This window comes from Anoxybacteroides rupiense, from assembly GCF_014196195.1.
Classification (GTDB): Bacteria; Bacillota; Bacilli; order Bacillales; family Anoxybacillaceae; genus Anoxybacteroides; species Anoxybacteroides rupiense.
In genome coordinates this window covers 423,365-435,649 of the sequence record NZ_JACIDF010000002.1, presented here as the reverse complement: position 1 = coordinate 435,649, position 12,285 = coordinate 423,365, and the positions used below count along the sequence as shown (strand labels likewise).

Annotated in this window: 16 protein-coding genes; 15 read left to right on the top strand and 1 reads right to left on the bottom strand. The window is 43.1% G+C overall.

Annotated features, from left to right (window positions below; genetic code table 11):
- Nucleotide 1: 1 nt before the first annotated feature.
- From GGQ95_RS05775 to deoC, 3 genes are all read left to right on the top strand, one after another.
- Nucleotides 2-751 (top strand): 16S rRNA (uracil(1498)-N(3))-methyltransferase, encoded by a 750-nt coding sequence (locus GGQ95_RS05775; protein WP_066145933.1) that lies wholly within the window; start codon nt 2-4, stop codon nt 749-751.
- Between the two features lie 10 nt (nt 752-761).
- The gene (gene mtaB / locus GGQ95_RS05770; protein ID WP_066145930.1) at nt 762-2,117 is read left to right on the top strand and encodes a tRNA (N(6)-L-threonylcarbamoyladenosine(37)-C(2))-methylthiotransferase MtaB; all 1,356 of its coding nucleotides are present in this window, start codon (nt 762-764) and stop codon (nt 2,115-2,117) included.
- A 366-nt stretch (nt 2,118-2,483) separates the two neighbouring features.
- On the top strand, nt 2,484-3,155 hold the full coding sequence (gene deoC / locus GGQ95_RS05765; protein WP_044744569.1) for a deoxyribose-phosphate aldolase: 672 nt from the start codon (nt 2,484-2,486) through the stop codon (nt 3,153-3,155).
- 8 nt (nt 3,156-3,163) lie between these two features.
- Here the strand turns inward: deoC and GGQ95_RS05760 are convergent, their stop codons facing one another.
- Entirely contained in the window at nt 3,164-4,090 is a 927-nt protein-coding gene (locus GGQ95_RS05760; RefSeq protein ID WP_044744568.1) for a Na/Pi symporter, read from the bottom strand.
- A gap of 153 nt (nt 4,091-4,243) precedes the next feature.
- On the opposite strand from GGQ95_RS05760, the gene rpsU reads away from it, so the two are divergent.
- The 12 genes from rpsU to ccpN all read left to right on the top strand — a co-directional run bounded on the left by rpsU (nt 4,244) and on the right by ccpN (nt 12,276).
- Entirely contained in the window at nt 4,244-4,417 is a 174-nt protein-coding gene (gene rpsU / locus GGQ95_RS05755) for a 30S ribosomal protein S21 (RefSeq protein ID WP_027407847.1), read from the top strand.
- Nucleotides 4,418-4,431: 14 nt separating this feature from the next.
- Nucleotides 4,432-4,878, top strand: a complete 447-nt coding sequence (locus GGQ95_RS05750) for a GatB/YqeY domain-containing protein (RefSeq protein ID WP_044744567.1) — start codon at nt 4,432-4,434, stop codon at nt 4,876-4,878.
- A gap of 481 nt (nt 4,879-5,359) precedes the next feature.
- Nucleotides 5,360-5,644 (top strand): sporulation protein YqfC, encoded by a 285-nt coding sequence (gene yqfC / locus GGQ95_RS05745; RefSeq protein WP_044744566.1) that lies wholly within the window; start codon nt 5,360-5,362, stop codon nt 5,642-5,644.
- Nucleotides 5,645-5,661: 17 nt separating this feature from the next.
- On the top strand, nt 5,662-6,849 hold the full coding sequence (gene yqfD / locus GGQ95_RS05740; protein ID WP_183186468.1) for a sporulation protein YqfD: 1,188 nt from the start codon (nt 5,662-5,664) through the stop codon (nt 6,847-6,849).
- A 3-nt stretch (nt 6,850-6,852) separates the two neighbouring features.
- Nucleotides 6,853-7,815 carry a PhoH family protein gene (locus GGQ95_RS05735; protein ID WP_159720155.1) on the top strand — a complete coding sequence of 321 codons (963 nt, stop codon included), beginning with the start codon at nt 6,853-6,855 and terminating at the stop codon, nt 7,813-7,815.
- A gap of 309 nt (nt 7,816-8,124) precedes the next feature.
- Nucleotides 8,125-8,595, top strand: coding sequence for an rRNA maturation RNase YbeY (ybeY, locus tag GGQ95_RS05730; RefSeq protein WP_044744563.1), 471 nt, complete (start codon nt 8,125-8,127; stop codon nt 8,593-8,595).
- A 3-nt stretch (nt 8,596-8,598) separates the two neighbouring features.
- On the top strand, nt 8,599-8,970 hold the full coding sequence (locus GGQ95_RS05725; protein WP_044744562.1) for a diacylglycerol kinase family protein: 372 nt from the start codon (nt 8,599-8,601) through the stop codon (nt 8,968-8,970).
- Nucleotides 8,971-9,080: 110 nt separating this feature from the next.
- The gene (locus tag GGQ95_RS05720) at nt 9,081-9,479 is read left to right on the top strand and encodes a cytidine deaminase (RefSeq protein WP_044744561.1); all 399 of its coding nucleotides are present in this window, start codon (nt 9,081-9,083) and stop codon (nt 9,477-9,479) included.
- On the top strand, nt 9,472-10,380 hold the full coding sequence (gene era, locus GGQ95_RS05715) for a GTPase Era (protein WP_044744560.1): 909 nt from the start codon (nt 9,472-9,474) through the stop codon (nt 10,378-10,380). Before GGQ95_RS05720 ends, era begins: the two co-directional genes overlap by 8 nt.
- A 123-nt stretch (nt 10,381-10,503) precedes the next feature.
- Complete coding sequence (locus tag GGQ95_RS05710) at nt 10,504-10,647, top strand: YqzL family protein (RefSeq protein WP_080862293.1); 144 nt, start codon at nt 10,504-10,506, stop codon at nt 10,645-10,647.
- 30 nt (nt 10,648-10,677) lie between these two features.
- Nucleotides 10,678-11,433 carry a DNA repair protein RecO gene (recO, locus tag GGQ95_RS05705; protein WP_080862294.1) on the top strand — a complete coding sequence of 252 codons (756 nt, stop codon included), beginning with the start codon at nt 10,678-10,680 and terminating at the stop codon, nt 11,431-11,433.
- Between the two features lie 213 nt (nt 11,434-11,646).
- On the top strand, nt 11,647-12,276 hold the full coding sequence (ccpN, locus tag GGQ95_RS05700) for a transcriptional regulator CcpN (RefSeq protein ID WP_044744698.1): 630 nt from the start codon (nt 11,647-11,649) through the stop codon (nt 12,274-12,276).
- The last annotated feature ends 9 nt before the right edge of the window (nt 12,277-12,285 follow it).

The following is a 12,285-nucleotide window of genomic DNA, read 5'->3' as shown; positions in this document are numbered from 1 at the left end:
TTTGCAACGGTATTTTGTCTCAAAGGATCAAATTCATCATGACCAAATTGTCATGACTGGGGACGATTATCACCATATGGTACGCGTCATGCGCATGAGGGAGGGAGATGCGGTTATTTGCTGTAACGAAAACGGCAAAGCCGCTTTATGTGAGATTGTACGAATTTCCAGTGAGAATATGATGCTTCGCATTATAAAATGGATAGAGGAACAAACAGAGCTTCCAATACGGATTTACATTGCTCATGGGCTGCCAAAGGGAGATAAATTTGAATTGGTCATTCAAAAAGGAACAGAGCTTGGTGCTTTTGCATTTATCCCCTTTTTGGCGGCTCGCTCTGTTGTTAAATGGGAAGCGAAAAAAGCGGATAAAAAGCTGGAAAGATGGAGGAAAATTGCAAAAGAAGCAGCTGAGCAAGCGCATCGCACGCGCATTCCTGATATCTACCAGCCGATGTCTATGGAGCCGTTTATTGAATTTGCCCGAACGCTGGACTATCGTATGGTTGCTTATGAAGAAGAAGCAAAGCAAGGAGAAGCAGCAGCTTTGCGAAAAGTTTTGCGACAGATGAAGCCGGGCCAGTCGATGCTCGTTTTATTTGGGCCGGAAGGCGGTTTGGCGGAGCATGAAATCACGAAGCTTCAGGAAAACGGTTTTTTCACATGCGGCCTCGGACCGCGGATTTTGCGGACGGAAACAGCCCCGCTTTATGTATTAGCGGCTGCATCATATGAATGGGAATTAAGGTGAGGTGAGAATAATGTCAACAGTGGCTTTTCATACGTTAGGTTGCAAAGTAAATCATTATGAAACAGAAGCGATTTGGCAGTTATTTAAACAAGCGGGCTATGAACGAAAAGACTTTGAAACTCATGCAGATGTGTACGTGATAAATACATGCACAGTGACGAATACGGGCGATAAAAAAAGTCGTCAAGTTATTCGGCGTGCCATCCGGCAAAATCCTGATGCGGTTATTTGTGTCACAGGCTGTTATGCGCAAACCTCTCCAGCTGAAGTTATGGCGATTCCTGGGGTTGATATCGTAATCGGAACGCAGGATCGCGCCAAGATCCTTGAATATATTGAACAATTTAAGCAAGAGCGCCAGCCGATTAACGGGGTTCGAAACATTATGAAGACCCGCGTATATGAAGAAATGGACGTTCCTGCCTTTACGGATCGGACGCGAGCTTCTTTGAAAATTCAAGAAGGCTGCAATAATTTTTGCACGTTTTGCATTATTCCGTGGGCGCGCGGCCTCATGCGTTCACGCGATCCGAAAGAAGTCATTCGCCAAGCGCAACAGCTTGTTGATGCCGGCTATAAAGAAATCGTACTAACAGGCATTCATACAGGCGGCTATGGAGAAGATATGAAGGATTATAATTTTGCTGCGCTGCTTCGCGATATGGATGAACAGGTAGTCGGCTTAAAGCGGCTTCGCATTTCATCCATTGAAGCAAGTCAAATCACCGATGAAGTCATTGAAGTTCTCAAGCGTTCCGATAAAATTGTCCGCCATTTGCACATTCCGCTTCAATCTGGGTCCAACAGCGTATTAAAGCGGATGCGCCGCAAGTATACGACTCAATTTTTTGCTGAGCGGCTTGTTCAATTGCGGGAAGCACTGCCTGGGCTGGCGGTCACATCGGATATTATTGTCGGATTTCCTGGTGAGACGGAAGAAGAATTTATGGAAACGTATGAATTTATCCGTGACCATCAGTTTTCGGAACTTCATGTATTTCCATATTCGAAGCGTACAGGAACACCTGCGGCGCGCATGCTAGACCAAGTCGATGAAGAGGTGAAAAACGAGCGCGTTCATCGCCTCATCGCTCTTTCTGACCAATTGGCGAAGGAATATGCTTCGCAGTTCGAAGGACAAGTGCTTGAAGTCATTCCAGAAGAGCCATATAAAGAAGAGCCGGACAGTGGCTTATACGTTGGATATACCGATAATTACTTAAAAGTAAAATTTCCAGCCACTGAAGAAATGGTCGGTCAGCTTGTAAAAGTGAAAATTACGAAAGCGGGCTATCCATATAATGAAGGAGAATTCGTCCGCGTAGTATCTGATCAGATAACGGAAAAAATGAAATTAAGCTCGTAAAACCCAGCGATTAGCTGGGTTTTTTGCTTCTGTCAGAATGGATATCTTGTCTCCAGCTTCAAACGCCAGCGGCTTGAGTCGCTCCGCATCGCACTGCAGCGGCGACACGTGGAGCCTCATCGCTGAACTACTCGTGCAGGGTCAAGCTTGATTCGAGCTCTCGTCGGCGGCGCTTAGGCGTTCATCGCCGCTCGGTGGGAGCTTTTTTTAACCTCATCCATCGAGAAGTTTCCCGCCTCTTAACGGAGTGGAAGTGAGAGAGGTTCATTGAACAAATTTTGCTTGTCGGCTAGTTTTTGCGGTTGAAAAATGGTATGATGATAGAGGTCAGACTTCTCTATTTCAACAGAAAGGAGCGGCATTCATATGGCAAATCAATTGGCAAAAATGATTGACCATACACTGCTGAAAGCGAATACAACAAAGGAACAAATTGTTCAATTATGTGAAGAGGCGAAACAATACGGCTTTGCTTCTGTTTGTGTAAATCCAACATGGGTAGCGGCTGCAGCTGAGCTGCTAAAAGGCACTGATGTGAAAGTTTGCACAGTCATTGGTTTTCCTCTTGGAGCCAATACTCCGGAAACAAAAGCATTCGAAACGAAAGATGCGATCGCTAATGGCGCCACAGAGATCGATATGGTTATGAATATTGGTGCTTTAAAGGACGGAGCGGACGAGCTTGTGGAACGTGATATCCGCGCTGTCGTCGAAGCGGCTAAAGGAAAAGCCCTTGTGAAAGTCATTATTGAAACATGCTTGCTAACGGAAGAGGAAAAAGTGCGCGCCTGCCGCTTAGCCGTACAAGCAGGGGCTGATTATGTCAAAACATCTACAGGCTTCTCTACCGGTGGTGCTACGATTGAAGATATCGCATTAATGCGCCAAACGGTAGGACCGGATATGGGTGTGAAAGCGTCTGGCGGCGTCCGCGATCTTCAAGGAGCCGAAGCGATGGTGAAAGCGGGAGCGACGCGCATCGGTACAAGCTCTGGTGTTGCGATCGTTCAAGGAAAAACGGCGCTTACTGATTATTAATATGCAAGTTATTTTTTATGGATGAAGGTAATCCACGCTTCAATGAAGCGAGTGAATGGCAGAGCGGCGACTGAGCAAAGAACATTGAATAAAACGCTGACATGCGCCAGCTGGACGTCAGGTTTGGCAGCTAAGCTGCCGGCAAAGGAAGCTAAAGGATGAATGAGAAAAAAGAAAATACCTACTCCAGCAATGTTCAGCCATAAATGCGTATAAGCTGTAAGCTTTGCTTCCTGGCTTGTACCAATGCTGGCTAAAAGGGCCGTTACGCATGTTCCGATATTGGCGCCAAGTAAAATCGCAATACCGGCCGGCAATGTGAGCAAATGCTCATGAAGAAAGCCCATCGTAATACCGATCGTCGCTGCGCTTGACTGAATAATCGACGCGAGGAGCATGCCGACAGCAATTCCTAATAGATTAGAGCGATCGGTCTTTTTTAGCCACTCGTAGACAACGGGGTAAGAAGCAAGCGGCTTTGCAAGATCGCCAAATCCTTTCATGGCAAAAAATAAGCAGGCAAGCCCAATCAAGATCATACCGATACTGTAGCTGATGCGATGCCGAAGAAAAAAGACAAAAAAAGCTCCGGTCAGCAGCATGGGAATAGCACTTGCTCCCAGATCAAGCGTAATAATTTCCGTTGTGATGGTAGAGCCTATGTTGCTGCCTAAAATAATGCCGATCGATTGGCGAAATGTTAAATAGCCGGTTGTTACAAGGCCTACGGTGATGATCATCATCGCCGAACTGCTTTGCAGAAGAGCGGTAAGCGCTGTTCCTGTGAGAAATCCTTGAAAGGGTGTTTTCGTAAAATGCAGCAGCCATTTCTTCAGGCGATGGCCAGAAAGAGCGTAGAGACCTGCTTTCAGCATAAACATTCCAAGCAAAAAAATGCTAATATAAACGCTAAATAAGATCAATAATGACAACATGTCCTTCTCTCCTTTCATCACCATTGTATGGACAAGAAGGAGAGACGATGACTGCTTTTTTAGTTGACCTCTTTTATCGGATATATTATAATTGACAGGTACATGTTTAGTAATACAAATGCAAGTGGCGTTGTTCGGAGGGAGGGAAGTAAGATGTCAAAAACAATCGTTCGTAAAAACGAATCGCTTGAAGATGCTCTTCGTCGCTTCAAACGTGCTGTTTCAAAAACAGGTACGTTACAAGAAGCAAGAAAGCGTGAATTCTATGAGAAGCCAAGCGTAAGACGCAAGAAAAAGTCTGAAGCGGCTAGAAAGCGCAAGCATTAAAAGAGGGTGTATTTATGGGTCTTCTTGAACGTTTAAACGATGATATGAAGCAAGCGATGAAAAACAAAGAAAAAGAAAAACTCTCCGTCATTCGGATGGTCAAAGCATCGTTGCAGAACGAAGCGATCAAGCTTGGAAAGGGCCAATTATCTGAAGATGAAGAGCTGACTGTACTTTCTCGCGAATTAAAACAACGTAAAGACTCCCTCCAAGAGTTCGAAAACGCTGGTCGTTCAGACCTTGCTGATAAAACAAAAGAAGAAATTCGCATACTTGAGCTATATATGCCTAAGCAGCTTACAGAAGAAGAGCTAACAGCCATTATTAAAGAAACGATTGCCGAGGTTGGAGCTTCTTCAAAAGCTGATATGGGAAAAGTGATGGGAGCAATCATGCCGAAAGTAAAAGGAAAGGCGGACGGCTCTCTCGTTAATAAACTTGTTCAGCAGCACTTAGCGTAACAAGAAATAAATGATTGACATTACCAATCCCCTACAGATCAAGATGAAGGACCGTTTCGTTCTTCAGCGTCGATCTGTAGGGGATTGTTTTTTATGTCAGAATTTGTCTCTTGTTTTTTGAAAGAAATCAGGTGCTGTCTAACTTCAAGCTGCATCGGCTCAAGTCGCCCCACGCTGCTGCGGCGACATGTGAAGTTTCGACTCGCACAGGATCAAGCTTGATTCGAGCTCTCCTCGGCGGGCGCTTTTCTTATGATAAAAAGCCTGAAGGTAGGGAACAGCAAACCTTCCTTCTCTTACTGACATGTATCGATGTTACCTAAAAATGCAGCATGTCATGTAGGGGAGCGTTGATGCGAAAAATAGGGGTTGATACATAATGTAAACGGTCTTGGCTTATGCCAAGGCTTCTTTTTTTATGTCAGATGTGCTACATACCTATTTTTTTTCATATGTATGAGATGAAAGGGGGTTCTTTTCGATGATGAAAAAGTGGCGCCAGCAAGTGAGAAATTGGTTGACAAACCAGTTAGAACTGCCTGCTGATCTAGTGATGGACCTTCCCCGTATTACCATGATTGGACACATACATATTTATATCGAAAACCATCGCGGATTATTAACATTTAGTGATAAAGAATTGCGCTTGCTTTTAAAGCAAGGACAGCTTCTTGTTCGCGGCGAGCAATTTGTTATTAAGACGATTCTACCTGAGGAAATTTTATTAGAAGGAAAAATTCATCATGTCATTTATTTAGATGAATAGCATTGGGGAGGAAAAAAATGAAGAACAAGTGGATGAATTTTTTATCAGGAAGCGTAAAGGTTAAAGTTCAGGGAAAAGGAATCGAACGGTTTGTAAATAAATGCTTGCGAAATGGCATTCATATTTGGAATGTTAAAAAGCAGGATGAACACACAGCAACTTTTTTTATCTTTCTAAAAGACGTTCGAGCTATGCGAGTAATGGTGCGAAAAAGCGGTTGTAAACTATTTTTTATCGGAAAAAGCGGTCTGCCCTTTTTGGGGAAAAAAATGCTCAGAAATACTGGATTTCTCATCGGAATCTTTTTATTTTTTGCGCTTGTTTTTTTGCTTTCCAACATGGTCTGGAATGTTCGGATCGAAGGAGCTAAGCCGGAAACAGAATACCGCATTTTGAAGGAACTCAAGCAAATGGGGGTTGAAAAAGGAGCTTTTCAATTTCTGTTAGATCCTCCTGAAGTAATTCAACAGAAGCTGACCGATCGCATTGAAACCATTACATGGGTCGGGGTTGAATTAAAGGGGACGACCTTTTACTTTCAAGTGGTAGAAAAAAAGAAGCCGAAGGAACCGGAAGCGGTGGGGGTACGCCATTTAGTGGCGAAAAAGAAAGCCGTCATCACTCATATGTTTGTCGAAGAGGGACAACCGCTTGTTGCTGTTCATGATTATGTGAATAAAGGACAAGTTTTAGTGTCAGGAATTATTGGAAAAGAGGGGAAAACGAAGCTTGTGCCGGCTCGTGGAAAAATTTTTGGAGAAACATGGTACAAGTCTACAGTTGTCTTGCCGTTTGATTCCGTGTTTCAAGTATACACAGGAAAGTATATGGAAAAGCATTATATAGCGATTGGTTCTTTTTCACTTCCGGTTTGGGGTTTTAAAAAACCGCCATTTAGCCATTATAAAACCGAAAACCAAAAAAGGGCCCTGCAGTTCTGGCGATGGAAGCTGCCGATTTATTACGAGCGGGTGATTTATCGGGAAAACGAGGAGGTTAAGCGGAGCTATACATGGAATGAAGCGCTGCAGAAAGCAAAAGAAATGGCGCGAAATGAGCTGGAGGGCAAACTAGAAACAGATGCTTCCATTGTAGGTGAAAAGATTTTGCATGCAACCAAAGAGAATGGTAAAGTAAAAGTAGAGATTCATTACCAAGTAGTTGAAAATATTGCGATACCACAACCTATTGTTCAAGGAGATTAAGGGATGTCAGAGGAGTTTGTGACGATTAGCCAGCAATTAGAAAATGCCAATGAGGCGATTGCCCTTTTTGGCATTCATGATGTTCATTTAAAACGAATTGAGCAGGAGCTGGGCGTTTCGATTGTGACGCGGGGAGATGCCGTGCACGTTTCAGGAAACAGCGAAAGCGTTCGGCTCGTTGATGAGGTGCTGCGCCATCTGCTCATCGTGATTCGCAAGGGAGTCACGATTAGCGAACGCGATGTGATGTATGCGATTCAAATGGCGAAAAGCAACACGCTAGAGTATTTCATTGAGTTATATGAGGAAGAGATTACGAAAAACGCTAAAGGAAAGCCGGTTCGCGTCAAAACATTAGGACAGCGCCAATATGTAGCGGCGATTAAAAAGCATGATCTTGTATTTGGCATCGGCCCGGCGGGAACAGGAAAAACCTATTTGGCAGTCGTTATGGCTGTTCATGCACTTAAAAATGGATACATCAAGAGAATTATTTTAACTCGTCCAGCAGTCGAGGCGGGAGAAAATTTAGGCTTTTTGCCAGGAGATTTGAAAGAAAAGGTGGATCCGTATTTACGTCCGCTTTATGATGCTCTTCATGATATATTGGGTACTGATCATACACAGCGTCTCATCGAGCGAGGGACGATTGAAATTGCACCGCTTGCTTATATGAGAGGGCGCACGCTTGAGGATGCATTTGTGATCTTGGATGAAGCGCAAAATACAACGCCATCGCAAATGAAAATGTTTTTAACAAGGCTTGGATTTGGCTCGAAAATGGTTATTACAGGCGATATTTCTCAGATTGACTTGCCTAGGGGCGTTCAATCTGGGTTGGCTGCAGCCAAGGATATTTTATCATCTGTTAGCGGCATTTCATTTGTCTTTTTGGAGCAGGCTGATGTTGTTCGCCATCCGCTTGTCGGAAAAATTATTGAAGCGTATGATCAAGCGAGCGTATAAGAATAGGGAAGGCTTCTTTTCAGCCAATAGATAGAAATTTATCATGGAGCTGCATTTATGGTATGATGAAAAAACGAGGGGTTTACGGGCGAAGGGCGTAAATCAGCAACTATGTTATGCTGCAGCATAAAGGCAGTCGAAATTCGTTGGTTAGGCCGCGATTCTTTAAATGAAAATAATATTTGACAAACGCGGTCTTCGTGATTTAAACATTATTATAGCCCGGTCATGCGACAGACCCATTAACATGATGGGTCTCTTTTTATCGAAGGGGCATCAACGAGAAGAGAAGGAAAAGGTGAAGAAAAAATGGCACTACATATTGATTGGTTAGACGAAACAAATGAAGTAACTGATGAGCAGATGGAGGTCATCGCCAAATTATTAAATTATGCGGCTGATGTTGAACAGATTCCAGATGAGGCGGAGGTTAGCATTTCTTTTGTCGATAATGAACAAATCCGGATGATTAATCGTGAGTATCGCGGGAAGGATCAACCTACTGATGTGATTTCGTTTGCACTTGAAGAGATGGGGGAAGGAGAAACGGAAATCATTGGATTAGATGCACCGCCGGTATTAGGAGATATTATTATTTCCGTTCCGAAAGCACAAGAGCAAGCGAAAGAATACGGCCATTCCTTTATGAGAGAATTAGGATTTTTAGCTGTGCATGGCTTTTTACATTTGTTAGGATATGACCATGAAACAGAGGAAGACGAAAAGGAAATGTTTGCTAAGCAAGAGCAAATTCTGGAACAATACGGGTTGAAACGATAAACGATGAAGCAGTGGCGTCAGCGATGGAAACGGTTTCGAAATGCGTGGTCAGGAATGGTGGCAGCAGTAAGGGAAGAGGTGCATATGAAAATTCACCTTATGCTTGCTGCTATCGCCATTGTTTTCGCTATTGTTTTTCATTTTACGAAATGGGAATGGCTTATATTGCTGTTGACAATTGGCGCGGTGATCAGTTTAGAAATGGTGAACACGGCGATTGAACGGACGGTCGATTTAGTAACAAAAGACTTTCATCCGCTTGCCAAAGCAGCCAAAGACATAGCGGCCGGCGCTGTTTTGCTTGGTGCGATCATGGCGGTTATGATAGGAGCCATCCTTTTTCTGCCACATTTGTATAATTGGGTATTGAAATGAGAAAATTCGAATTTTTCTGTTATATATACATGAATAGAGATGAAAAATTTCTTGATTTCCTGTAAAATAAAAAGGAGGAGTTTTTCCTCGAAAAGAAAGGAAGAGCATCATTGCATACACAGGAATTGATCACTGAAGCTAAAAAAGCGAGAGAGTATGCTTATGTACCGTACTCCAAGTTTAAAGTAGGCGCTGCTTTATTAACTAAAAACGGCAAAGTCTACCGCGGCTGCAATATCGAAAATGCCGCTTATAGCGTGTGCAACTGCGCAGAACGGACAGCGTTGTTTAAAGCGTATTCTGAAGGAGACACCGATTATGCGGCATTAGCGGTGATTGCTGACAGCTCCCGTCCGGTCCCGCCTTGTGGAGCGTGTCGTCAAGTGATTGCTGAATTATGTCCGCCAGATATGAAAATCATTTTGACCAATTTAAAAGGAGACATTCGAGAATTAACAGTAAAAGAATTATTGCCAGGAGCATTTTCAGCGGAGGATTTGCATGAATAAGGAACAGTATAAATCAGGATTTGTTTCCATTATCGGTAGACCAAATGTAGGAAAATCAACGTTTTTAAACCGTGTCATTGGTCAAAAAATCGCCATTATGAGCGATAAACCGCAAACGACACGCAATAAGATCCAAGGCGTATACACAACGGAAAGCACACAGATCATTTTTATTGATACGCCTGGAATCCACAAGCCAAAGCATAAGCTGGGCGATTTTATGATGAAGGTGGCGCAAAACGCTTTAAAAGAAGTCGACTTAATTTTGTTTATGGTAAATGCTGAAGAAGGATTCGGCCGCGGCGATGCTTTCATCATAGAGCGGCTGAAGGAAGTAAAAACGCCGGTGTTTTTAGTCGTTAACAAAATCGACCAAGTGCATCCGGACGAATTGCTACCTCTTATTGAGCATTATCAGTCACAATATCCGTTCGCAGAGATTGTGCCGATTTCAGCGCTACAAGGAAACAATGTCGAAACGCTAATCGAGCAAATAAAAAAATATTTACCGGAAGGTCCGCAATATTACCCTGCTGATCAAATAACGGATCATCCCGAGCGTTTTATTATCGCTGAATTAATTCGGGAAAAAGCTCTTCATTTAACACGCGAGGAAGTTCCTCATTCCATTGCAGTCGTCATTGATTCAATTGAACGCCCAGAAGATCATCACACCATTTATGTTAGCGCGACGATTATTGTTGAACGTGACTCACAAAAGGGCATCATTATCGGAAAGCAAGGGCGAATGCTAAAAGAAATTGGGCAACGAGCCCGTCAAGACATTGAAGCGCTGTTAGGTTCTAAAGTGTTTTTGGAGCTTTGGGTTAAGGTCCAAAAGGATTGGCGAAATAAATTATCTCAATTGCGCGATTTCGGATTTAGAGAGGACGAATATTAACAAATTTTGTGTAACATAAATTGATTGTAGGGAAGCCAAGCTATAAATAGCTTATTGAACGTGTAAGCGCTGCTTGCACGCAACCTTTATAAAGCGATCCTACAGGCGGAAAGGTGTGGTTCGATGCTAGAATTTACGTGGAAGCTGTTTAGCCAAACGGGGAATATCGACACATATCTCCTTTTCAAAGAGCTTGAAAGGGAGCATCAGCCAAATGGCGATGAACAAGAAATCGAGTTTACGGAAATGGACCAGCCGATTTTCTAAGCTGCTTTTTCCAGCTTGGTGGTGATCATATTGTTTGAAAAATGCGAAGCAATTGTGCTTCGAACGATTGATTACGGGGAAACTCATAAAATTGTTACCTTGCTGACGAGAGAATGGGGAAAGGTGGCTGTTATGGCTCGAGGAGCGAAAAAGCCAAACAGTCGCCTTTCTTCTGTGACGCACTTATTTACTTATGGACATTATTTAATTCAAAAGAGTCGCGGAGTAGGAAGCCTGCATCAAGGTGAAATCATTGATGCACTGAGAGGGATTCGCGAAGATATTTTTGCAACAGCTTATGCTTCTTATGTCGTCGAGCTAACAGATAAAATTATGGAAGAGCGGCGCCCCAATCCTTATTTATTTGAGCTGCTTCTTCAGACATTAAAATATATGAATGACGGACTCGATTTAGAAATTCTTACATATATTTACGAGATGAAAATGCTGCGGGTGATCGGATTGCCTCCATCGTTAGACGGATGCGCGGTTTGCGGGCGAAGCGAGGGGAGGTTCTCCTTCTCCATAAAGGAAGGGGGATTTCTTTGCGATCAATGCGAGGAAAAGGATCCGTACCGCTTTTCTCTTTCTTCGGCAGCGGTTAGGCTGTTGCGGCTTTTTTACCATCTTGATCTGTCAAGGTTGGGCAAAATTTCGGTTAAGAAGGAAACGAAAAACGAATTACACCACGTTATTTCCGCCTATTATGACGAATATTCCGGACTTTCGCTAAAAACGAAACGATTTTTAGAACAAATCGAGCAGCTAAAATCTCGGCTGCAATAATAAAGGGCTGTCACGAAGCTGAGGCAGCCCTGTTTTTATATGGAAGCGGTCTGTCGATGGCGTCTTTGCTTGAGGGAAATCAGGAGCAACGATGCACGTATTTTTAGAACAAAGCGAATTTTCTTGATTTCCTTTCGTAAAATGAATCATTACGTTATAATAGGTTCGTATGAGTACAGCCTTTTTTAGTTTTTGGTAAGGTGGTGAGTGAAAATCGAACTGAATAAACGCCAAGAACAAATTTTACAAATCGTCAAAGACCATGGACCGATTACCGGGGAAAACATCGCAGAAAAATTAAATTTAACAAGAGCGACGCTGCGTCCCGACTTGGCGATTTTAACAATGGCTGGCTATTTGGAAGCAAGACCGAGAGTCGGCTATTTTTATACAGGAAAAACAGGAACACAGCTTTTAGCGGATCGAATAAAAAAAATGAAAGTCAGTGACTTTCAATCGATTCCTGTCGTAGTCAATGAAAATGTCAGCGTATATGACGCCATTGTGGCGATGTTTCTTGAGGATGTCGGGACATTGTTTGTCGTGGATGAAGAATCTTTATTAGTGGGTGTCTTGTCGCGCAAAGATTTATTGCGAGCGAGCATTGGCAAGCAGGAGCTGACTTCGATTCCGGTTAACATCATTATGACAAGAATGCCAAACATCAATGTCTGTTATAAAGATGATCTGTTGATTGATGTGGCTGAGCGGCTCATTGAAAAACAAATTGATGCCATGCCGGTCGTAAAAAAAACAGACAAGGGATATGAGGTGATTGGACGAATCACCAAAACAAATATTACAAAAGCTTTTGTTGCGCTAGCAAAAGATGATTTGCTTTAAGGAGGATGA

Excerpts from the sequence above, each read along its gene's own strand:
- ybeY (WP_044744563.1), top strand. The coding sequence starts at position 8,125 with ATGGCACTACATATTGATTGGTTAGACGAAACAAATGAAGTAACTGAT.
- GGQ95_RS05750 (WP_044744567.1), top strand. The coding sequence starts at position 4,432 with ATGGGTCTTCTTGAACGTTTAAACGATGATATGAAGCAAGCGATGAAA.
- GGQ95_RS05725 (WP_044744562.1), top strand. The coding sequence starts at position 8,599 with ATGAAGCAGTGGCGTCAGCGATGGAAACGGTTTCGAAATGCGTGGTCA.
- yqfD (WP_183186468.1), top strand. The coding sequence starts at position 5,662 with ATGAAGAACAAGTGGATGAATTTTTTATCAGGAAGCGTAAAGGTTAAA.
- rpsU (WP_027407847.1), top strand. The coding sequence starts at position 4,244 with ATGTCAAAAACAATCGTTCGTAAAAACGAATCGCTTGAAGATGCTCTT.
- mtaB (WP_066145930.1), top strand. The coding sequence starts at position 762 with ATGTCAACAGTGGCTTTTCATACGTTAGGTTGCAAAGTAAATCATTAT.
- yqfC (WP_044744566.1), top strand. The coding sequence starts at position 5,360 with ATGATGAAAAAGTGGCGCCAGCAAGTGAGAAATTGGTTGACAAACCAG.
- era (WP_044744560.1), top strand. The coding sequence starts at position 9,472 with ATGAATAAGGAACAGTATAAATCAGGATTTGTTTCCATTATCGGTAGA.
- GGQ95_RS05710 (WP_080862293.1), top strand. The coding sequence starts at position 10,504 with ATGCTAGAATTTACGTGGAAGCTGTTTAGCCAAACGGGGAATATCGAC.
- GGQ95_RS05735 (WP_159720155.1), top strand. The coding sequence starts at position 6,853 with ATGTCAGAGGAGTTTGTGACGATTAGCCAGCAATTAGAAAATGCCAAT.
- deoC (WP_044744569.1), top strand. The coding sequence starts at position 2,484 with ATGGCAAATCAATTGGCAAAAATGATTGACCATACACTGCTGAAAGCG.
- GGQ95_RS05760 (WP_044744568.1), bottom strand. The coding sequence starts at position 4,090 with ATGTTGTCATTATTGATCTTATTTAGCGTTTATATTAGCATTTTTTTG.